General features: G+C 66.2%; 19 protein-coding genes. 15 read left to right on the top strand and 4 right to left on the bottom strand.

The genetic code is table 11. The annotated features are described in order from the left end of the window. Positions 1–15 precede the first annotated feature (15 nt). Positions 16–801, top strand: a complete 786-nt coding sequence (locus tag ACE10W_RS21700; protein ID WP_011087640.1) for a helix-turn-helix transcriptional regulator — start codon at positions 16–18, stop codon at positions 799–801. A gap of 19 nt (positions 802–820) precedes the next feature. On the opposite strand, the gene ACE10W_RS21695 is transcribed toward ACE10W_RS21700, so the two are convergent. Continuing rightward, positions 821–1,768 (bottom strand): hypothetical protein, encoded by a 948-nt coding sequence (locus ACE10W_RS21695; RefSeq protein WP_375761921.1) that lies wholly within the window; start codon positions 1,766–1,768, stop codon positions 821–823. Between the two features lie 218 nt (positions 1,769–1,986). Here ACE10W_RS21695 and map point away from each other — a divergent pair, with 218 nt between their 5' ends. Continuing rightward, positions 1,987–2,736 carry a type I methionyl aminopeptidase gene (gene map, locus ACE10W_RS21690; protein WP_011087638.1) on the top strand — a complete coding sequence of 250 codons (750 nt, stop codon included), beginning with the start codon at positions 1,987–1,989 and terminating at the stop codon, positions 2,734–2,736. A gap of 54 nt (positions 2,737–2,790) precedes the next feature. On the opposite strand, the gene ACE10W_RS21685 is transcribed toward map, so the two are convergent. Continuing rightward, positions 2,791–4,110: an MFS transporter gene (locus tag ACE10W_RS21685; RefSeq protein ID WP_375761920.1), complete on the bottom strand. Its 1,320-nt coding sequence runs from the start codon at positions 4,108–4,110 to the stop codon at positions 2,791–2,793. A gap of 254 nt (positions 4,111–4,364) precedes the next feature. Between ACE10W_RS21685 and ACE10W_RS21680 the strand changes: the two genes are divergently transcribed. Next, positions 4,365–5,180, top strand: coding sequence for a transglutaminase-like domain-containing protein (locus ACE10W_RS21680; protein ID WP_161534791.1), 816 nt, complete (start codon positions 4,365–4,367; stop codon positions 5,178–5,180). Positions 5,181–5,196: 16 nt separating this feature from the next. Here the strand turns inward: ACE10W_RS21680 and ACE10W_RS21675 are convergent, their stop codons facing one another. Both ACE10W_RS21675 and ACE10W_RS21670 read right to left on the bottom strand, forming a co-directional pair. Further along, positions 5,197–5,451 (bottom strand): DUF3551 domain-containing protein, encoded by a 255-nt coding sequence (locus tag ACE10W_RS21675; RefSeq protein WP_038967837.1) that lies wholly within the window; start codon positions 5,449–5,451, stop codon positions 5,197–5,199. Between the two features lies 1 nt (position 5,452). Beyond that, entirely contained in the window at positions 5,453–5,761 is a 309-nt protein-coding gene (locus ACE10W_RS21670; RefSeq protein WP_038967838.1) for a DUF3551 domain-containing protein, read from the bottom strand. A gap of 255 nt (positions 5,762–6,016) precedes the next feature. Between ACE10W_RS21670 and ACE10W_RS21665 the strand changes: the two genes are divergently transcribed. The 12 genes from ACE10W_RS21665 (at position 6,017) to ACE10W_RS21610 (ending at position 21,108) form a co-directional block, all read left to right on the top strand. Further along, on the top strand, positions 6,017–6,739 hold the full coding sequence (locus ACE10W_RS21665; protein ID WP_028171744.1) for an outer membrane protein: 723 nt from the start codon (positions 6,017–6,019) through the stop codon (positions 6,737–6,739). A gap of 506 nt (positions 6,740–7,245) precedes the next feature. Next, entirely contained in the window at positions 7,246–10,749 is a 3,504-nt protein-coding gene (gene dnaE / locus ACE10W_RS21660; protein ID WP_375761919.1) for a DNA polymerase III subunit alpha, read from the top strand. A gap of 114 nt (positions 10,750–10,863) precedes the next feature. Beyond that, positions 10,864–11,607, top strand: a complete 744-nt coding sequence (locus ACE10W_RS21655) for a carbonic anhydrase (RefSeq protein WP_011087633.1) — start codon at positions 10,864–10,866, stop codon at positions 11,605–11,607. Positions 11,608–11,814: 207 nt separating this feature from the next. Next, complete coding sequence (locus ACE10W_RS21650) at positions 11,815–12,255, top strand: DUF2846 domain-containing protein (RefSeq protein WP_231166491.1); 441 nt, start codon at positions 11,815–11,817, stop codon at positions 12,253–12,255. Between the two features lie 59 nt (positions 12,256–12,314). Further along, positions 12,315–13,055: a carbonic anhydrase gene (locus ACE10W_RS21645; RefSeq protein WP_110116166.1), complete on the top strand. Its 741-nt coding sequence runs from the start codon at positions 12,315–12,317 to the stop codon at positions 13,053–13,055. A 242-nt stretch (positions 13,056–13,297) separates the two neighbouring features. Continuing rightward, positions 13,298–15,805, top strand: a complete 2,508-nt coding sequence (locus ACE10W_RS21640) for a caspase family protein (protein WP_375761918.1) — start codon at positions 13,298–13,300, stop codon at positions 15,803–15,805. 232 nt (positions 15,806–16,037) lie between these two features. Next, positions 16,038–17,033: a 30S ribosomal protein S2 gene (locus tag ACE10W_RS21635; RefSeq protein WP_028171749.1), complete on the top strand. Its 996-nt coding sequence runs from the start codon at positions 16,038–16,040 to the stop codon at positions 17,031–17,033. 133 nt (positions 17,034–17,166) lie between these two features. Continuing rightward, a complete protein-coding gene (gene tsf, locus ACE10W_RS21630; RefSeq protein WP_011087628.1) occupies positions 17,167–18,090 on the top strand; it encodes a translation elongation factor Ts in 924 nt (307 codons plus the stop codon). A 61-nt stretch (positions 18,091–18,151) separates the two neighbouring features. Next, a complete protein-coding gene (gene pyrH, locus ACE10W_RS21625) occupies positions 18,152–18,868 on the top strand; it encodes a UMP kinase (protein ID WP_027545778.1) in 717 nt (238 codons plus the stop codon). Positions 18,869–18,936: 68 nt separating this feature from the next. Beyond that, positions 18,937–19,500: a ribosome recycling factor gene (frr, locus tag ACE10W_RS21620; protein WP_028171750.1), complete on the top strand. Its 564-nt coding sequence runs from the start codon at positions 18,937–18,939 to the stop codon at positions 19,498–19,500. Positions 19,501–19,510: 10 nt separating this feature from the next. After that, complete coding sequence (locus tag ACE10W_RS21615) at positions 19,511–20,269, top strand: isoprenyl transferase (RefSeq protein WP_011087625.1); 759 nt, start codon at positions 19,511–19,513, stop codon at positions 20,267–20,269. Then, entirely contained in the window at positions 20,266–21,108 is an 843-nt protein-coding gene (locus ACE10W_RS21610) for a phosphatidate cytidylyltransferase (protein ID WP_011087624.1), read from the top strand. The genes ACE10W_RS21615 and ACE10W_RS21610 overlap by 4 nt, the downstream gene beginning before the upstream one ends. Positions 21,109–21,110 lie beyond the last annotated feature (2 nt).

Below are 21,110 nucleotides of genomic sequence, written 5' to 3'. Positions count from 1 at the left end.
CGCGGGAGCGACATCATGGCCGACCCACGCCGCGTCGAATTCGGCGATTTCCTGAGGTCCCGCCGCGAAAAGCTGTCGCCGAAGACCGTCGGGCTCCCGGCGGGCAGGCGGCGGCGCACCGCGGGCCTGCGCCGCGAGGAGGTCGCCCAGCTCGCCGGCATCGGTGTCGACTGGTATATTCGCCTCGAACAGGGCCGCACCGTCAGCCCGTCGGTGACCACCGTCGACGCGCTGGCCCGCGCGCTACGGCTCAGCAAGACCGAGCATGCGCATCTGAAGGCGCTGGCGCGCGACGGCGACAAGCGCGCCTTCACGCGCGAAATCGTGCCGCCGCCGATCCTGCGGATGATCGAGAGCCTGAATCAGCCGGCCTACATTGTCGGACGGCGCTGGGACGTGCTGGCCTGGAACGCCGCCGCGGAGCAGGTGTTTGCGTTTGGGCGATTGCCTGAGGAGGATCGCAACACGCTGCTCCTCGTGATGACCAACAAGCAGACGCGAAAGGCTTACGGCGCGGGCTGGGCGGACGTGGCCAAGCGCATGGTGGCGATGTTCCGGGCCACCCACGACGTCTGGGCCGGCGATCCCGCGTTCGCCGAACTGCTGACGCGGCTGCGGCAGGGCAGCCCGGAATTCGTCAAATGGTGGGAAGCCCACGAGATCCGCAGCACGTCGTCGGGCCTCAAGACCATGTCGCATCCGACCCTCGGCGTGCTGCATTTCGAGCACACCAGCTTCCAGGCCAATGACGATCCCGCACTGAAGCTCGTGATCTACACGCCGGTGACGGGCAGAGGCTGATGCATCGCGAGGCCTGAGCTCACGGCGACGGCGTGGCCGGAGGCGTCGTGCCGGCGTTCGGCAGCGTGGCTGGCCAAGGGCTTATCGGGTTGAGCGTCGACAGAGCGCAGGATGATTTGAGCTGTGTCCACACCGACGCCAGGCCCGTCAAGTCGATGTCGAATTTCGTCATGTCCGTCTTGTCGTCCGGCATCGAAATGGTTTCGCGGACATGCAGGGAGCGGGACGCCAGGATCGCCTTGACCATGTCGGGGTCGATGCTGCCGCGCCAGATCTCGACCTTGCCGGAACGTAGCGGAGCCCCTCCGACCTCCCTGTCCGTGCCGGCGTCCGCCGTCACCAGGATCGTGCTCTTGCCGGTGGCTGCTTCGTCGACTTCTCCCGCGAACGTCAGCGGCACGCGTTTCTTGCTTTCGCAAGACAGGCGCCACTCCATCATCCGGAACGAAGCGCCGTTCTCCTTCTTCAAGACCGCGATCTTGCGGACAAACGGGCGCGCTTCCTTCTCCAGCTTCCACATCGACTCGGCAAGCGGTCGGGTGTCGATTCCGAAACGATAGAGCTCGGCGCGCGTCAGCACGTGCGGGTTCTCGTACTTCACGGTCCGGATGAGGGCGTCGAGCTCACGGCTGATCCCCATCGACGCGATGAACGCAGTGCGGTCGCGATCGGCGCTCGCTATGCGGCGCTGCCTCGCCTCGGCGACCACCTGCGGGGGCGGATCCCCACGAAAGCGCAGGACCAGCCTGGAATTATGGACCGCCAGCGCCGCGTCGGGCGCCACCTCGCGGGATGTCGCCCCGAGAAACAGGTAACCGCAGGCCGAGTTGCACATCGCATTGCGCGTGGTGAGCTCGGCCTCGACCTCGCCGCCTGCGTTCTTCACCTTCAGGCAGGCGGCGTCTTCTGCACGCAAAGCGCCCGGGATCGACAGCAAGGTCACGAGGAGCAGAATACGGGCGAGCATGAACTGACGGGACCACACGCGGCGAAAACAGACGCGAAAGCTATCCGAAGATCGGTGCGATCACAACCTTTGGTGGCGTGTCGGAGCGCCGATTATTCTGCGTCCACGAACGCAACCTCATCCGGCTCCGCATGCGAGGTCTACGAATTCGCGCGGGGCTCGCACGTTTGCAAGTCGAGTTCGCAAGCGCTATGTCCGGGCTTTCGAGAGCGCCCAAGATGACAATCTCCGATGACAACGACCTCACGCGCCTGAAAGAGATCGGGCGCATCGTCGCCAATACCCTTGAGGCGATGGGGAAGGCGCTCGAACCGGGCATGACCACCTCCGAGCTGGACCAGATCGGACGAAGATTCCTGGAGACAGCCGGCGCACGTTCGGCTCCGGAGCTGGCCTATGCCTTCCCGGGGGCGACCTGCATCAGCGTGAACGAGGAGATCGCTCATGGCATCCCCGGTGACCGACGGATCGCGCGTGGCGACCTCGTCAACATCGACGTTTCAGCGGAGAAGAACGGCCTCTTCGCGGATACGGGAGCCTCGTTCGCCGTCCCGCCCGTAACCCGCGCGATCGAACGTCTTTGCAGGGATGGCCGGCGGGCCATGTGGACGGGCCTGCGGCAGGTCGGGGCTGGCAAGCCGATCGCCGGCATCGGCCAAGCCATCGGGACCTTTGCGCGGAAGAACGGCTACAGCCTTGTCAGGAACCTTGCCAGTCACGGTGTCGGCTTGTCGCTCCATGAGGAGCCGACAGAGATCGCAACATGGCCCGATTCCTCCGAACGCCGCATCATGAGCGACGGCCTGGTGTTCACCGTCGAGCCGTTCCTGTCCTTGGCCGCCGAGTGGGCAGAGAATGGCGATGATCCGTGGACGCTCTACAGCAGTCCCGAGGCGCCGACCGTGCAGTACGAGCACACCGTCGTCGCCACCCGACATGGACCTTTGATCGTTACGATGGCCGGTTGAGGCCGCTCTGGTCAGAGCCGAGACATCTCATGCGTCACCCGGCTAGAGATAACGTCATGCCACCGGATCCCTGTGAGAAGCCGAACGGCTCTGGTCATCCGGCGCCAGCGGTGGCGACGGTCTTGCGGCAGCGTTCTTCAGCGGAGCAGCGTCGAGTTCTGAGGTGATCTGGACCGGCGCAGATCCGGCGTCGCGAGAGGCGACGATCCAGATCAGGAAGCCGAGAAGCGCGAGTGCAGCGCCGACGGGGCCGGTGGAGGTCCAGCCCAGCCCCTCGCGAATGGCAAGGCCGCCGAGGAACGGGCCGAGCGCGTTGGCGGTGTTGAACGCCGAATGGTTCAGCGCGGCGGCGAGCGCCTGCGCGTCGCCCGCGACGTCCATCAGCCGGGTCTGGAGGATGGCGCCGAGCGAGACGCCGGCGCCGATCGCGAAGATGTCGATCGCCAGCAGCCAGGGATTGCCGGCTGCAAGCGGAAACACCAGCAGCGCGACCGCCGAGAACAAGAGAATGACGCCCGCCGTCGGCATCAAGGCGCGGTCCGCGAAGCGCGGCACGAACAGATTGCCGAGCGTGGCGCCGACGCCGAACACGGCGAGAAAAAACGGAATCACTGCGGGGCTGACCTTGGTGACCTCGATCAATGTCGTTGCGAGGTAGGTGTAGACGGCGAACATGCCACCGAAGCCGATGGCGCCGATCGCCAGCGTGATCCAGACGCGGCCGCTTCTGAGGGCGCCGAGCTCTCGCAGTGGGTCCGACCTGCCGGCCTGGTCGCGCGGAGCGAACAGGGCGCAAAGCAGGACCGTGAGCAGGGCCAGCAGCGACACGAGGCCGAAGCTGGCGCGCCAGCCGACCGTCTGGCCGACCAGGTTGGCCAAGGGCACGCCGATGATCGTCGCGCCAGTCAGGCCGAGCATCACCTGGCCGATTGCCCGCGAGCGGCGATGTTGAGGAACGAGCGAGGCTGCGACCAGCGCGGCGATGCCGAAATAGGCGCCATGCGGCAGCCCTGCGAGAAAACGGGCCGCGATCATCCAGCCAAACCCCGGCGCAAGCGAGGTGAGCGCATTGCCGAGCGCGAACACGGCCATCAGGACCAGGAGCTGCGTGCGCCGGGCGAAGCGCGCACCAAGCACGGCGATCAGCGGTGCGCCCAGCACCACGCCGAGCGCGTAGGCACTGATCGCGTGTCCCGCGGTCGGCTCGTCGACCCGAAGGTCGGCGGCGAAGAACGGCAGCAGGCTCATCGATGCGAATTCGGTGGTTCCGATCGCAAAGCCGCCCATCGCGAGCGAGAACAGGACGATGGCGAGGTGAGGGGGCGCGGAGGCCGCGGTCGCGCGGAGCGAGGTCGCTTGAGGCGATATCGACATGTGTCCTGCATTGGTGGCGTCAACGGGAACCAGCCCAGCGAACGTCGCCACCCCTGCAAGATTTGTCTGTCGTACTTAAACCGAGAGCGGTCTGCGTCAACACCGGAGACGCGATGCAAGGCTGGCCGCATATCAGTGTCCCGATTTGGGTGTGGCCGTGGCGAGAGCGCGTGCAATCATCAGGTACGCAGATCACGTCGTTGTGCGGGAACAGGAGGCTGATAGGATTTGCGTATCCTTGCCGGAATGCCTCGATGATTGAACCCGCGACGTCCGACTACGCCAGCCATAGCGCGCTCACCGATCCCGGTCCTTACGCCGCGTTGATCAGCGGCCTGCCGCCGGATGTTGCAATCGTGTGTCGCACCCTGCACGGCCTGCTGATCCACGAAGCATGGATCGAGAGGCAAGGATTGAACCCCGCGGCCTTCGCCGGTCAAAGCCGTGACACGTTGCCTGTGGCCCGGCGCCTGGAGCAACTTCTGACGATCGACCAGAGGCCGCTGACCGTCGCCCGATCGGGCGAGGCGAGAGTTTTGAGCACGTGCCGGGACTTTTCATTGATGCTGTGTGGTGTTCTGCGCCATCACGGCGTGCCGGCCCGCGTCCGCTGCGGTTTCGGCAGGTACTTCGCCGGGAATCCCTACGACGATCATTGGGTGTGCGAATATTGGGCTCGGGATGAGCAACGCTGGGTCCTCGTCGATGCTCAACTCGACGAATTGCACCACGATGTCCTCAAGTTCGATTTCGAGCCGATCGATGTGCCTCGTACGGAGTTCATCACCGGCATCGAGGCATGGAAGCTATGCCGCACCGGCGCCATCGATCCTGCGCAGCTTGGCCACGGAACGACGACCGGTCTGTTCTTTGCGCGCGTCAACCTCGCGCGCGATCTGCTCGCGCTCGCCGGGATCGAGACCTCGGCATGGGATAATTGGCGCGCCGCGCGCGAACCACATCGCGCGTTGGATGATGCAGCTCTGTCGCAATGTGACGGCATCGCGCAGCGCGGTGAGGCGGGCGCGATCGAGATCGCGCCGTCACTAGGTGCGCCGCCCTGGCAATAGATCGTTCGTTCGTGCCCTAATTGGCGCGGCTCGACTTCCGAGGGCTCCTCGGCCGTTCCTGCGGGAAATACGGGTTCACGACGCATGTCGCAGAGCGGCCGACGGCGAGATATCTGCACTGCTGGAGCGAGGTGTAGCGGCAGTCGAAATAGCCCACCTGGCCGTAGATCTGCATGCAGACGGGATGGCTGGGATCATAGGTCTGCGCACGCGCCGGCGCGCTGACGAGCAGCGTGCCGGACGCAACCAGTGCGAGGCAAGCGCGGCGCATCTCAGCGCGGCCAGGAAGAAACCGGCGCAAACGTGCGCGGACGATTTTGATACGCGTAGGGATCATCGCTTTGCCCTCCGAAATACGGGTTCGCGATACAGGTCAGCGCGCGGCCCGATGCGCTCGCCTGACACTGCGTGTAGGTGTCGAACCTGCAATTGCTCAGCCCCGGCCATTCATCGCCGGTCAGGCAGAACGCATGACTGGTTCCGAACGCGCGCGCCGGTGTGCTCGCGATGAACGCAAGCGTGAATGTGGCGATTGCGAGCGAAAATGTGGCGACAATGGGGAGGGTGAATAATGCACGCATCTCGAATCTCCAATCACGCGAATGTGCGCGCGACGATGTTACGCGCGTACGCAGTGTATCTCGTGTAGTCGACATTGAAATTGCTGAAAACTCTTGTTTCAAAGGGTTTCCAGCGCGCGCCGATAAATCTTCATTAATGAAGCGCGGCCCTTTGGAGCGAACTGTTGCGTCGCGGTTACAGCAATTCCGCCGATCACTGTTATGACCATGCCCACGGCCCGGGGGCCTACTGAAGAAAACTGGAACGGGATTCAAATGAAGAAGAATTTGTTGCTGGCCGCTGTGAGCCTCGTCGCACTGAGCGCGGCTGCACCGGCGGTGGCTGCTGATCTCGCGGCTCGGCCGTACACCAAGGCGCCTGCGATGGTCGCCGCGATCTACGACTGGAGCGGCTTCTACATCGGCATCAACGGCGGCGGCGGTTCGGCGCACTCGACCTGGGATCTGGTCGGCGGTGGCCGTGAAGGTTCGCACGATGCGACCGGCGGCACGGTCGGTGGCCAGATCGGCTATCGCTGGCAGTCCGGCCAGTGGGTGTTCGGCGTGGAAGGCCAGGGCAACTGGGCCGACTTCTCGGGCGACAACGTCAGCGCGCTGTTCGCGACTCGCAACCGTTCGAAGATCGACTCGTTCGGTCTGATCACCGGTCAGGTCGGCTATGCCTGGAACAACGTGCTCATCTACGTCAAGGGCGGTGCGGCTGTGGCCGGCACCAAGTACGAAGTCTTCAGCACGGCCTCGGGCGCGCTGCTGTCGTCGAACGACCAGACCCGTTGGGGTGGCACGGTGGGTGCCGGCCTCGAGTACGGTTTCGCCCCGAACTGGTCGGTTGGCGTCGAGTACAACCACATCTTCCTGCAGGACAAGGACGTCACCTTCGCGGGTCTCGCGGGTACCGACCGCATCCGTCAGGACGTCGACATGGGCCTCGTCCGCCTGAACTACAAGTTCGGTGGCCCGATCATCGGCCGCTACTGATACCAATCGCTCATCTTCGAGCGGTTGTCGAAAGCCCCGGCCATCGGCCGGGGCTTTTTTGTTGTTTGAAGTCAGCGAGTTAACCATTCCTTTTTGGGACGGTTCAGACGGCTTGACTCTTGAGAACGAAATGAGAACAATGTTCTTCATACGTTCCAGCAAGGGAGCAGGCCATGTTCAGGATTTTCGTGGAAGAAGCCGCCGCACTGGCATCGATCACCCTGTTCGTCGGGATGATCGCAATCTGGGCGCAGGTGATTCCGCAGCTCTAGGGCCAGGGTTTGGACAACCGTTGCCGGGAACTCCTCGGCGCGCCTGGGGAAAAGCGGGACGACGCGGCCGATCGGCCGCTCTGGCGTGGACTCTGCGGCGGCGACGCCCCACCATTGGGCGGCGAGTCGGCAAAGGCGGCTGGGAGGTGGGTGCAGGATACGCCATGATCCCCTCAGCATCCCCTTGGGGCCGGCGACCGTTCCATCCCATCTGCAAGAGGCCGTCACGCGACCATGCCGAGCGCCGGATTTGTCCACCTTCACGTTCACTCGGCCTATTCGCTGCTCAAGGGCTCGATCAAGATCGGCAAGCTCGCCGAGCTCGCCAAGAAGGACCATCAGCCGGCCCTGGCGCTGACCGACACCGACAATCTGTTCGGTGCGCTGGAGTTCTCCGACAAGATGGCGGGCTCCGGCATCCAGCCGATCGTCGGCTGCGAGCTCGCGATCGACTTCGGCGACCAGGATCCGACCGCGCGCAACGCCATTGGCCCCTCGCGCGTGGTGCTGCTGGCGGCGCAGGAGCGCGGCTATCGCAGCCTGATGCGGCTGAATTCGCGGGCGTTCCTGGAGACGCCCGACAGCCATGCCCCGTTCATCAAGTTCGACTGGTTCGACGGCGAGACCGAGGGCCTGATTGCGCTCACCGGCGGCCCTGACGGGCCGATCTCGCTGGCGCTTGCCGGCGGTATGGCCGAACTCGCGGCGACGCGCTGCGAGCGTCTCGCCGGCCTGTTCGGCGACCGGCTCTACATCGAGTTGCAGCGCCACAACATCGACAAGGAACGGCGCGTCGAAGGCGGCCTGATCGACATCGCCTATGCCAAGGGGCTGCCGCTGGTTGCGACCAACGAGCCATATTTCGCCGCGACCGACGATTACGAGGCGCACGATGCGCTTTTGTGTATCGCCGGCGGCCGGCTGATCGCCGAGAGCGATCGCGTGCAGCTCACGCCGGATCACCGCTTCAAGACCCGCGCCGAGATGGCGGTGCTGTTCGCCGACATTCCGGAGGCGCTGGCCTCGACGGTCGAGATCGCCGAGCGTTGCTCGTTCCGCCCGATGACGCGCAAGCCGATCCTGCCGTTCTTCACGGTCGGCGCCGCCGCAAGCTCCGATGCCGCTGCGGTCGAGGCCGCCGAGTTGAAGCGGCAGGCGGAGGAGGGGCTCGCCAACCGCCTGCGCGTGCACGGTCTGTCGCAGGGCACCACGGAAGAGGACTACAGCAAGCGCCTGGCGTTCGAGCTCGACGTCATCATGCGCATGAAGTACGCGGGCTACTTCCTGATCGTGTCCGACTTCATCAAATGGGCGAAGTCGCAAGGCATTCCGGTCGGACCGGGCCGCGGCTCCGGCGCAGGCTCGCTGGTCGCGTGGGCGCTGACCATCACCGATCTCGACCCGATCAAGTTCGGCCTGCTGTTCGAGCGCTTCCTCAACCCGGAACGCGTCTCGATGCCGGACTTCGACATCGACTTCTGCCAGGACCGCCGCGGCGAGGTGATCCAGTACGTGCAGCAGCGCTACGGTCGCGACCAGGTCGCGCAGATCATCACCTTCGGTACGCTGCAGGCGCGCGGCGTGCTGCGCGACGTCGGCCGCGTGCTGCAAATGCCTTACGGCCAGGTCGACAAGCTGACGAAACTGGTGCCGCAGAATCCGGCCGCGCCGGTGACGCTGGCCGCCGCGATCGAGAGCGAGCCGAAGCTCCAGGCGTTCCGCGACGAGGATCCGGTGGTGGCGCGCGCCTTCGACATCGCCCAGCGCCTCGAAGGCCTGACGCGCCACGCCTCGACGCATGCGGCCGGCATCGTGATCGGCGATCGCCCCCTGAGCGAGCTCGTGCCGCTCTACCGCGATCCCAAATCCGACATGCCGGTGACCCAGTTCAACATGAAATGGGTCGAGCCGGCGGGCCTCGTCAAGTTCGACTTCCTCGGCCTGAAGACGCTGACCGTGCTCGACGTCGCGTGCAAGCTGCTCAAGCCGCGCGACATCCATGTCGATCTCGCGACGCTGCCGATCGACGATGCCGAAAGCTACCAGATGCTGGCGCGCGGCGAGGTGGTCGGCGTGTTCCAGGTTGAAAGCCAGGGCATGCGGCGCGCGTTGGTCGACATGCGGCCCGACCGTTTCGAGGACATCATCGCGCTGGTGGCGCTCTACCGCCCCGGCCCGATGGCGAACATCCCGACCTATTGCTCGCGCAAGCACGGCGACGAGGAGCCGGAATATCTGCATCCCGTGCTGGAGCCGATCCTGAAGGAGACCTTCGGCGTCATCATCTACCAGGAACAGGTGATGCAGATCGCGCAGGTGATGTCGGGCTATTCGCTCGGCGACGCCGACCTGCTGCGCCGCGCCATGGGCAAGAAGATCCGCGCCGAGATGGACAAGCAGCGCGACATCTTCGTCGCCGGCGCGGTGAAGAACGGCGTGCCGAAGGGGCAGGCCGAGACCATCTTCGAGCTGCTGGCGAAGTTCGCCGACTACGGCTTCAACAAGAGCCACGCGGCGGCTTACGCGCTGGTGTCCTACCACACCGCCTACATGAAGGCGCATTATCCGGTGGAGTTCATCGCAGCGTCGATGACGCTCGATCTCAACAACACCGACAAGCTCTCCGAATTCCGCTCCGAGGCGCAGCGCCTCGGCATCAAGGTCGAGCCGCCGAACATCAACCGGTCGGGTGCGACCTTCGAGGTCGGAGAGAAGACCATCTACTACGCGCTCGCCGCGCTCAAGGGCGTCGGCATCCAGGCGATCGACCAGATCATCGAGGAGCGCACCAAGAACGGGCTGTTCACCTCGCTCGCCGACTTCGCCGCGCGGGTCAATCCGCGTGCGATCAACAAGCGCATCATCGAGAGTCTCGCCGCCGCCGGCGCCTTCGACACGCTGGAGCCGAACCGCGCGCGCGTCTTCGCCGGCGCGGACGCGATCCTCGCCGCCTGCCAGCGCGCGCATGAGGCCGCGACCATCGGCCAGAACGACATGTTCGGCATGTCGGCGGACGCGCCGACCATCATGCTGCCGCAGATCGAGGCGTGGCTGCCGGCCGAGCGGCTGCGCCGCGAATACGACGCGATCGGCTTCTTCCTGTCCGGCCATCCGCTCGACGATTACGCCACCGTGCTGAAGCGCCTGCGGGTGCAGAGCTGGGCGGAATTCTCGCGCGCGGTGAAGACCGGCGCCACCGCCGGCAAGGTCGCGGCCACCGTGGTCTCGCGCATGGAGCGGCGCACCAAGACCGGTAACAAGATGGGCATCATGGGGCTCTCCGATCCCACGGGCCACTTCGAGGCGGTGCTGTTCTCGGAAGGCCTTGCGCAATATCGCGACGTGCTCGAGCCGGGGGCGGCCGTGCTGCTCCAGCTTGGCGCCGAGCTCCAGGGCGAGGACGTGCGCGCCCGCGTGCTGCATGCCGAGCCGCTCGACGATGCCGCGGCCAAGACGCAGAAGGGCCTGCGCATCTTCCTGCGCGACACCAAGGCGCTGGAATCGATCGCCAAGCGTCTCGCCGGCCCCGAGATGGCGTCCTCGAACGGCGCCGCGCCAAAGGTCGGCAGCCCGGGGATTGCGCCGCGCTCCAACGGCGACGGCGAGGTCTCGCTGGTGATGATGCTCGACCTTGAGACCGAGGTGGAGATGAAGCTGCCCGGCCGCTTCAAGGTCTCGCCGCAGATCGCCGGCGCGATCAAGGCGGTCGCGGGCGTGGTGGACGTCCAGCAGCTCTGACGTTGCACGCGCCGCCGCAAACCAAAGCTTAACTATCAAGTTCACACCTGGTTTCGAAGTCTGCCGCGCGCAGCTATCAGTTGTTTCCCGGCGCGAGACCAAGGAAGAAGAATCATGTGTGACAAATGCTCCGAAAATCTGCATCAATCGGTTGCTCCCTCCCGACGCTCGATGATGCTTTTCGCCGCCTCCGCGCTCGGGGTGGCAGCGTTTGGCGGGCCTGCGGTGGCCAAGGAGGCGAAAGCGCCGCCGAAACCTCAGAACGTGCTGTCGCCCGATGCGGCGCTCAAACGGCTGATGGACGGCAATTCGCGCTACGTATCGGGTGTGTCGCGCCGTCACGACTTCGCGCACGAGCGCGAGGCATTGGTCGGCGGTCAGAATCCCTACGCTGCCGTTCTGAGCTGCGCCGATTCGCGGATCGCGCCTGAATATGCCTTCGACAGCGGACGCGGAGACCTGTTCGTGTGCCGCGTCGCCGGAAATTTTGCCGGCGATGAGACCGTTGCGAGCATGGAGTACACCGTCGCCGTGCTCGGCACGCCCCTGATCCTGGTGCTCGGCCACGACAATTGCGGCGCCGTCGACGCGACGATCAAGTCGCTCAAGGACGACAAGCCGCTGCCGGGACATATCCCCTCGCTGGTCTCCGCGATCGCACCGGCGGTGAAGACCGCTGCTCAGCAGAGCGGGAATGCGCTCGACAATGCCATCCGTCAGAATGTCATCGACAACGTGGCCAAGCTGAAATCGGCTGCGCCGATCCTCAATGCGGCAGTCGAGCAGGGCAAGCTCAAGGTGGTCGGCGGCATCTATCGGCTGAGCACAGGGACCGTCGAATTGCTGGCCCAAGGCTGAGGTTGGTGGCGCGTCTTTCCGGCGGCTTGTCCGCGCGATCCACGCACGGTCGTCGGATGTTGTTGCAACCCTGCGCTGATTTTGGCTAGCATACACCCGGGGAATGGACTGGGGTGTGCGATGCTGCGATGGGGCGCGTTGGTGGTAACCGCTGGCGTCATGTTGGCGGGGTGCGTGAGCGATCAGGTCGGAACGGACTTCGCATCCGTGTCAAAGAAGATCGGACCTCCGCGCGCGGGGCAGTCGCGCGTGGTGTTCCTGCAGGACAAGCGCAACGGCCTCAGCATGGCGTTTTGCGCCTGCGAGGTGAAGCTCGACGGTGCGCCGATGGGTAAGGTGCTCGCCGGCAAATATGCCTACGCCGATCGTCCGGCCGGCCGTCACGACGTGCTGGTGACCGAGCTGATGTTTCCCGGCGACACCAAGCGCGAGATCGTGATGGAATCCGGCCGAACGCACTTCTACCTCATCAAGAGCAGTGCCAGGCACGATGCCGCCACGGGCGGGGCGGTGCTTGGCGGGCTGGCCGGGCTTGCGGTGGTTTCCGTCGCGACGGCTGGCGAGGCCAATCCCGGGCCCGCCGAGCTCGTTGCGCTGGATGAGGCGACCGCGCGAACGAAGCTCGCGGAATTGCAGGCCGTCGAGTAAGATGCGCGGCACGATTGCCGCTGCATCAACGACGGCGGCTCGATGGGCAGGAGCACGGCATGTGCGAGAATTGCGGCAGTGTTCGCGGCGTCCACATCCGCCCTTCGCGGAGATCGCTCATCCACTTCACCGTCTCCGCGATCGGCCTGGCCTTCGCCGGCACAGCCTTCGCCAAGGAGGCCAAGGCGCCGCCCAAGCCGCAAAACGTGCTGGCGCCGGATGCGGCGTTGAAGCGGCTGATGGAGGGCAATGCGCGTTATGTCGAAGGCGTGTCGCGGCGGCACGATTTCAAGCATGAGCGCGAGGCGCTGGCCGGCGGCCAGAACCCGTTCGCGGCCGTGCTGAGCTGCGCCGACTCGCGCATCGCGCCTGAATACGCCTTCGACACCGGCCGCGGCGACCTGTTCGTCTGCCGCGTCGCCGGAAATTTTGCCGGCACCGAGACCATCGCCAGCATGGAATATGCCGTTGCCGTGCTCGGCGCGCCGCTGATCCTCGTGCTCGGCCATGACAGCTGCGGCGCGGTCGATGCGACGCTGAAGGCGATCAAGGACAACACCTCGCCGCCCGGCCACATCCCCTCGCTGATCGATGCGATCGCGCCCGCCGCCAAGGCTGCGATGCAGCAGGGCGGGGACGTGCTCGACAAGGCGACCCGGCAGAACGTGATCGACAACGTCGCCAAGCTGAAGTCGGCCGCACCGATCCTCAATGCGGCCGTGGAGCAGGGCAAGCTGAAGGTGATGGGTGGCATCTATCGGCTCACGACGGGAACGGTCGATCTGATCGCACAAGGCTGATCGCGCTAGGCTGAGCGAGCAGGACCGATCGCGCAAGGCTGAGCAAGACTGCCGCAACGCGGTTGCCGGGCGGTCGAGATGCTGACGTGGGCCTGACGAAAGGCGCCTGGACGACAGGCGCCTTTCGGCGGCGGCCTGCGTCATGCCGCCGCCTCAATCCGGGCCTTTCGTTCAAGTGCCATTCAGCCAGCCGCGCGTCTGATGCGTGTTGGCAGCTCAACAACAAAGCGGGCAAGCAAGCCATGCGTGGGACCCACAAGGCCTTCCTCTGTTTCCTCTTGCCGATCTTGTTCCTTGCCGCGGGGGCGCTGGAGCCGGCGCGCGCGCAGCAGCAGGAAAAGCGAATCGCGCTCGTGGTCGGCAACGGCGCCTATGCCAAGTCGCCGCTGGCGACGACCGCGAACGATGCCGGCCTGATCGCGCAGACGCTGCAGGCGGCGGGCTTCGACGTCGTCGGCGCGCGCGATCTCGACGGCGACACGCTGCGCAAGAGCTTTCGCGATTTCATCCAGAAGGCGCAGGCCTCCGGCCCCGGCACCGTCGCGATGGTCTATCTCGCCGGCTACGGCGTGCAGCTTGCCGGCGAGAACTATTTCATCCCGGTCGATTCCAACATCACCCGCGACACCGACATCCCGACCGAGGCCCTGCGCATCAGCGACTATGCGCGCCAGCTTGCGGCGATTCCGCTCAAGGCCAACATCGTGGTGCTCGACGCGGCCCGCGCGCAGCCCTTCATCGAGGGCGGCCAGCCGATCGCGAGCGGGCTGGCGCTGGTCGAGCCCGATCAGAACATGCTGATCGCCTTCAATGCCGCGCCCGGCACGGTGGCGCCGGAGGAGCCGGGGCCCTACGGCATCTATGCGCAGTCGCTGGCGGAGATGATCCGCACCGGCGGCCTGCCGCTGCCTGACGTGTTCGATCGCGTCCGCCTGCGTGTCAACGAGGCCTCCAAGGGCGCGCAGGTACCCTGGAACGAGCAGAAGATATCGGCGCCATTCTCATTCTTCGATCGCGGGCCCGACGCGCCGCCGCCGGAGGCCTCGGCCGCCCAGGTCGCCGCGATCCGCAACAAGCCGATCCGCGATCTCGGTGTGCAAGACGCCTACGCCGCCGCGCTGGAGCGCGACACGCTGCCGGCCTATGAGGAATTTCTCGCGGCCTATCCGACCGATCCGATGTCCAAGCGCGTGATGGCGATCGTTGCGGCGCGCCGCGAGGCGATCACCTGGCGGCGGACTTATCGCACCGACACGCCGGAAGCCTATTGGTCGTATCTGCGCCGCTATCCGCGCGGGCCGCATGCAGGCGATGCGCGCCGTCGCCTCGCGATCCTCACCGCGCCGGCCGAGCCGCCGCCAAGCTTCGCGATGATCGACTATGACGTGCCGCCGCCGCCGCCGGAGGAGGTGGTCTATGTCGACCGTCCCGTGCTGTACTTCAGCGATCCCGATTTTGGCTTCGCGCCGCCACCACCGCCGCCGGTCTACTATCTGCCGCCGCCGCCGCCGGATTTCGTCGTGCTCGAGCCGCCGCTGCCTGTGGTCGGCCTGTTCGTGTTGCCGCAGCCGATGTTCGTGCCGATCCCGGTGTTCGTCAGGCCGCCGGTCTATGTCGCGCCGCCGCCGAACAACATCATCTTCAACAACATCCATAACACCACGGTCATCAACACCGTGATCAACCGGCCTCCCGCCCCGCCGCCGGCGGGTGGGGGAGGAGGAGGGACCGGGCCTGGCAATCTGACGCCGGCGATTGCCGGCCGCGCCAACCCGGTAGCACCGATGTTGCCGCAAGCCGCTACGCAGCGCGCGGCTCTGATCCAGCAGGGCAAGGCGCCGATGCCGCTGAGCGCGACGGTCCAGCCGACGGCGAGGCCCGGGATACCTCCCGGGACGCCGGCCAATGTCGCGCCAAATGCGCGACCAAGTGCGCTACCTGGTGGCCTCCCAGGTACAGCACCGAACGTCGCGCCGCAGACCAGGTTGCCTGCCGCCAACACGCTGCCGGTTCCGGGCTCCCATGGTGGGCCGCCGGCGCCGCCGGCAGGGGCAGCAGGGACTCTGCCGGGCGGAAAGCCCTTGCCGTCGACGGCAACTGCACCCGGCACGACCCTGCCGACGCATCCGGGGGCGCCGACCACGGCTGCGCCCGGCACAACGCCGCCGCCCCATCTTGGTGCGCCAACGGCCGCCGCTCCGACCACCGGTGCGCCCACCACGACAAATCCGGCCGTTGTGCCCGGCCAACCGCCCAAGCCCCCGGTCGCGCAGACCCCGCCCGGGGCCGGGCCTGCCGACCGTGCCAAGTCCGCAACCCGTGAGCCGGCCGGCCCGCCGCCTGCTGCCGCGGGAAAACCGGTCGTACCGCCTCCGTCAGCAGTGCACGAGCCGATCAGGCCGCAGGCTCACCCGCCGGCCCCGCCGCAGGCGGCCAAGCCAGCAGCACCGCCCCCGCGGCCCCAGGCCGTGGCGCGGCCCACGCCGCCACCTCCGCCGCGCGTGTCGGCGCCGCCGCCACGGATGGCTGCACCTCCGCCGCCACGCCCCGCTCCGCCGGTGGCAGTGGCGCGTCCGGCGCCCCCGCCAATGGCTCGGCCCGCGCCGCCCCCGCCAGTAGCCCGGCCGGCGCCCCCGCCGCCGCCTCGGGTGGCCGTTGCACCTCCGCCGCGTCCGGCGGCACCTCCGCCCCGCCCAGCGGCCCCGCCGCCGGCGGCCAAGAAGTGCCCGCCGAACCAGCCCAAGTGCTAGGCAAGCGCTAGTCCAGCGCCAGAGCTTGGCGCGGTCTTTACGGAAGGGGGGCCATTCGCGGGCGAAACCGCCCGCGAATGGCCCTTATTTCCTTGCTTCTGGCCGAAATCGCGCTATATAGCGCGCCATCTCACACGGAAGCATGGCTCACAAGGCCGTCCGGTGGCAGCCGGGGCGCAACGCTCCGTTTTGCTCACACGCTTCCGGAGGAACCAACCGGAGAATTATAACAATGGCGCTACCCGACTTCACCATGCGTCAGCTTTTGGAAGCTGGCGTGCACTTTGGTCACCAGTCTCACCGCTGGAATCCGAAAATGGCTCCGTTCATTTTCGGCACCCGTAACAACATCCACATCGTCGATCTCGCCCAGACCGTGCCGATGCTGCACCACGCCCTCCAGGCCGTCAGCGACACGGTTGCCAAGGGCGGCCGCATCCTGTTCGTCGGCACCAAGCGCCAGGCACAGGACGGCGTTGCGGACGCGGCCAAGCGCTGCGCGCAGTATTTCGTCAACTCGCGCTGGCTCGGCGGCACGCTGACCAACTGGAAGACGATCTCGGCTTCGATCAAGCGCCTGCGTCACCTCGACGACGTGCTCTCGGGCGGCGAAGCCAATTCGTACACGAAGAAGGAGCGCCTGACGCTTCAGCGCGAGCGCGACAAGCTCGACCGCTCGCTCGGCGGTATCAAGGACATGGGCGGTCTGCCCGACCTGATCTTCGTGATCGACACCAACAAGGAAGACATCGCGATCCAGGAGGCCCAGCGCCTCAACATCCCGGTCGCCGCGATCGTCGACACCAATTCGGACCCCAAGGGCATCACCTATGTGGTGCCGGGCAATGACGACGCCGGCCGCGCGATCTCGCTCTATTGCGACCTGATCGCGCGTGCGGCGATCGACGGCATCTCGCGCGCCCAGGGCGATTCGGGCATCGACATCGGTGCTTCGGCCCGTCCGCTCGCCGAAGAGCTGCCGGCGGCCTCCTCGAGCGGCTTCCAGGGCCTTGCAGGTCCCCGCGGCACCGCCGACGACCTCAAGAAGCTCCCGGGCGTGTCGGGCGCGATCGAGAAGAAGTTCAACGACCTCGGAATCTTCCACTTCTGGCAGCTCGCCGAGCTCGATCACGACACCGCGCACACGATCGGCGAAGAAGTCGGTCTGCCGAGCCGTGCGGATGCCTGGGTGGCCAAGGCCAAGGCGCTGACCGCGGAAGCGGAATAGTCAAAAAGAGCGATGGGTTGGCCGGATAGACTCCGGCCACCATTTCAGTTGACGCGAATTCCTGAGATGGACCGCGGCGGGGCAATTTGATGCCACGCCGCGGCAAACCGGCAGGCACAAAGGATATTCAACGATGGCAACGATCACAGCTGCGATGGTCAAGGACCTGCGCGAGTCGACCGGCGCGGGCATGATGGACTGCAAGGCCGCACTGACTGAAAACGACGGCAACATGGAAGCGGCGCAGGATTGGCTGCGCAAGAAGGGCCTGTCGAAGGCCGCCAAGAAGTCGGGCCGCGTCGCGGCCGAGGGCCTCATCGGCGCGCTCACCAAGGGCACCAAGGGCGTCGTGGTCGAGGTCAACTCCGAGACCGACTTCGTTGCGCGCAACGGCCAGTTCCAGGGCCTGGTCAAGATGATCGCCCAGGTTGCGTTCGACGTCGGCGCCGATGTCGAGAAGATCAAGGCCGCCAAGGTCGGCGACGTCACGATCGAAACCGCGATCAATGACGCGATCGCGACCATCGGCGAGAACATGACGCTGCGCCGCGCAGCTTCGCTCGAAGTGAGCCAGGGCGTGGTGTCGCACTACGTCCACGGTGCGGTCATCGACGGTGCCGGCAAGATGGGCGTGATCGTGGCGCTGGAATCGCCGGGCAAGGCCGACGAGCTTGCCGCGCTCGGCCGCCAGATCGCGATGCATGTCGCCGCCGCCAACCCGCTGGCGCTCGATCCGTCCGGCCTCGATCCGGCGGTCGTCAAGCGCGAGAAGGACGTGCTCGCCGACAAATATCGCCAGCAGGGCAAGCCGGAGAACGTGATCGAGAAGATCGTCGAGTCCGGCCTCAAGACCTACTACAAGGAAGTCTGCCTGCTAGAGCAGGCCTTCATCCACGACACCGGCAAGTCGGTGGCGCAGGCGGTGAAGGAAGCCGAAGGCAAGGTCGGCGGCGCTGTGAAGATTGCGGGCTTTGTGCGCTATGCTCTCGGTGAGGGAATCGAGAAGCAGGAAAGCGACTTCGCAGCCGAGGTCGCTGCGGCCAGCGGCAAGAAGTAAGCGCCGGAACGTTCCTTCCGGCGTGCCGCCGGAAGCGGCGGCCGGACAAGGAAAAGTGCTCATGACTGATCCGGTCTATCGTCGCGTCGTGATCAAGCTGTCCGGCGAATATCTCGCGGGACAGCAGGGTTTTGGCATCGATCAGCCGACCGTCGATCGGGTTGCGGACGATCTGATCGCCGCCCGCCATCTCGGCACCGAGGTTGCGGTCGTGATCGGCGGCGGCAATATCGTGCGCGGCGTCGAGGTGTCCTCGCGCGGCGTCTCGCGCCCGACCGGCGACACCATGGGCATGCTCGCCACCATGATGAACTGTCTCGCGCTGGAAGCGGCGATCGAGCGCAAGGGCACGCCGGCGCGCACGCTGTCGGCCTTCGTCATGCCCGAGATTTCCGAGCTGTTCACCCGGACTGCGGCGCACAAATACCTCGCCGAGGGCCGGATCGTGCTGCTCGGCGGCGGAACCGGCAATCCGTTCTTCACCACCGATACGACCGCGGTGCTGCGCGCCGCCGAGATCGGCGCACAGGCGGTCCTGAAGGCGACCAATGTCGACGGGGTCTACTCGGCCGACCCGAAGAAGGATCCGACCGCCACGCGGTTCGACCGGCTGACGCATTCGCAGGCGATCGAGGGCGGCTACAAGGTGATGGACGCGACCGCCTTCGCGCTTGCCCGCGAGACGTCGCTGCCTATCATCGTGTTCTCGATCGCGGAGCCGGGGTCGATCGGTGCGATTCTGCGTGGCATCGGCCACGGTACCATCGTCGCCGGCTGACGGCTCATCTGGCGCGCCCTGAAGGGAGGGGCGCGGTGAGGTCGCCGGGATTTTGAAGGAGAAACGTGATGCCCACGGGAAATTTCGACCTCAACGAAGTAAAGCGCCGCATGCAAGGCGCCGTCCAGTCCCTCAAGCACGAGCTTGGCGGCTTGCGCACCGGCCGCGCCTCCGCCTCGATGCTCGATCCGGTGCAGGTCGAGGCCTATGGCAGCCACATGCCGCTGAACCAGCTCGCCACCGTCAGCGTGCCCGAGCCGCGCCTGATCTCGGTGCAGGTCTGGGACAAGTCGATGGTCAAGGCGGTGGAGAAGGCGATCGTCGATTCCAATCTCGGCCTGTCGCCCGCGACCGAGGGCCAGGTGCTGCGCCTGCGCATCCCCGAGCTCAACGAGGAGCGGCGCAAGGAACTCGTCAAGGTCGCGCACAAATACGCGGAGGCCGCCAAGGTCGCCGCGCGTCACGTCCGCCGCGACGGCCTCGACGTTCTGAAGAAGCTCGAGAAGAATCACGAGATGTCGGAGGACGATCAGAAGCGTCATGCCGACGAGGTCCAGAAGGTGACCGACGGCACGATCGCCGAGATCGACCAGCTGCTGGCCGCCAAGGAAAAAGAAATCCTCACCGTCTGAGGCTGCCGTCATGTCCAACGCCGCCGCGCCCGCAACGGAAGGACCCGACCGGTCCGACGCGCCTGCGCATGTCGCCATCATCATGGATGGCAACGGGCGTTGGGCCGCCGCGCGCGGTTTGCCGCGGGCCGAAGGTCATCGCCGCGGCGTGGAGGCCTTGCGCCGCGTGGTGCGCGCCTCGCACGAGCTCGGCATCCGCTATCTCACCATCTTCTCGTTCTCGTCGGAGAACTGGTCGCGTCCGGCGAGCGAGATCGGCGATCTGTTCGGCCTGCTCAGGCGGTTCATCCGCAACGATCTCGCGAGCCTGCATCGCGACGGCGTCAAGGTCCGCATCATCGGCGAGCGCGACGGGCTCGAGAGCGACATCTGCGCGCTGCTCAACGAGGCCGAGGAACTGACGCGCGACAATTCGCGTCTCACGCTCGTCGTCGCCTTCAACTACGGCTCGCGGCAGGAGATCGCGAAGGCGGCACAGAAGCTCGCGCGCGAGGTCGCGGAGGGCAGGCGCGATCCTGCCACGATCGACGCCGAGACGCTTGGGGCGCATCTCGATGCGCCCGACATTCCCGATCCCGATCTCATCATCCGCACCAGCGGCGAGCAGCGCCTGTCCAACTTCCTGATGTGGCAGGCGGCCTATAGCGAGCTCGTGTTCGTGCCGATCCACTGGCCCGATTTCGACAAGGCGGCGCTGGAAGGCGCGATCGCCGAATTCGCCAGGCGCGAGCGCCGTTTCGGCGGCCTGGTCGCGAAAACCGCCTCGTGAGCGAACCCGAGACCGTACCGGCTGGCTCGAAGCCTGCCCCAAGCAATCTCGTGATGCGGGTCCTCGCAGCGCTGGTGCTGGCGCCGCTTGCCATTGCGCTCGCTTATGCCGGCGGCTGGCTGTGGGCGCTCCTCGTCACGCTGGTGTCGATCGGGCTGTTCGCGGAATGGCTGATGGTGGTGGGCGCGGGGTCCGTTGCGCTGACCGCGTGCGGAACGATCGTCCTCGCCATCATGGGCTTCTGCGTTGCCTTCGGCGCGCTCAAGACCGCAATCGTCACCGGCCTCGTTGGCGGGGCCATCGTGACGCTGATCGCGCGAGGCAAGTTCGTCTGGGCGGCCGCCGGATTCGCCTATGCATCGGCGGCGCTGCTGGCCTCGATCCTGGTACGGCAGGATCTCGTGAACGGCTTTGCCGCGCTGATGTTCGTGCTGCTCGTGGTGTGGGTGACCGACATTGGCGGCTATTTCGCCGGCCGCGGCATTGGCGGACCGAAGCTGTGGCCGCGCGTGAGCCCGAAGAAGACCTGGGCCGGCGCGCTCGGCGGCTTTGCCGCGAGCCTTGCGGTCGCCGCCGGCTTTGCGGCTTGCGGGCTCGGGAAGGCGGTTCCACTGCTGCTCGTCAGCGCCGTCCTGTCGGTGGTCTCGCAGCTCGGCGATCTCTTCGAATCCGCGGTGAAGCGGCGCTTCGGTGTCAAGGATTCCAGTCACTTAATTCCCGGCCATGGCGGTCTACTGGACCGTCTGGACGGTTTTGTCGCCGCCATCCTGGCGGCATGGATTATCGGCTTTCTCCGCCATGGTGTGCATAGCGCCGGAAGCGGTCTTGTGGTTTGGTGAGG

The organism is Bradyrhizobium sp. B025 (assembly GCF_042257955.1).
Lineage (GTDB): Bacteria > Pseudomonadota > Alphaproteobacteria > Rhizobiales > Xanthobacteraceae > Bradyrhizobium > Bradyrhizobium diazoefficiens.
Note: the sequence above shows the minus strand (reverse complement) of the source record. Positions and strands in the feature narration are given on the sequence as shown.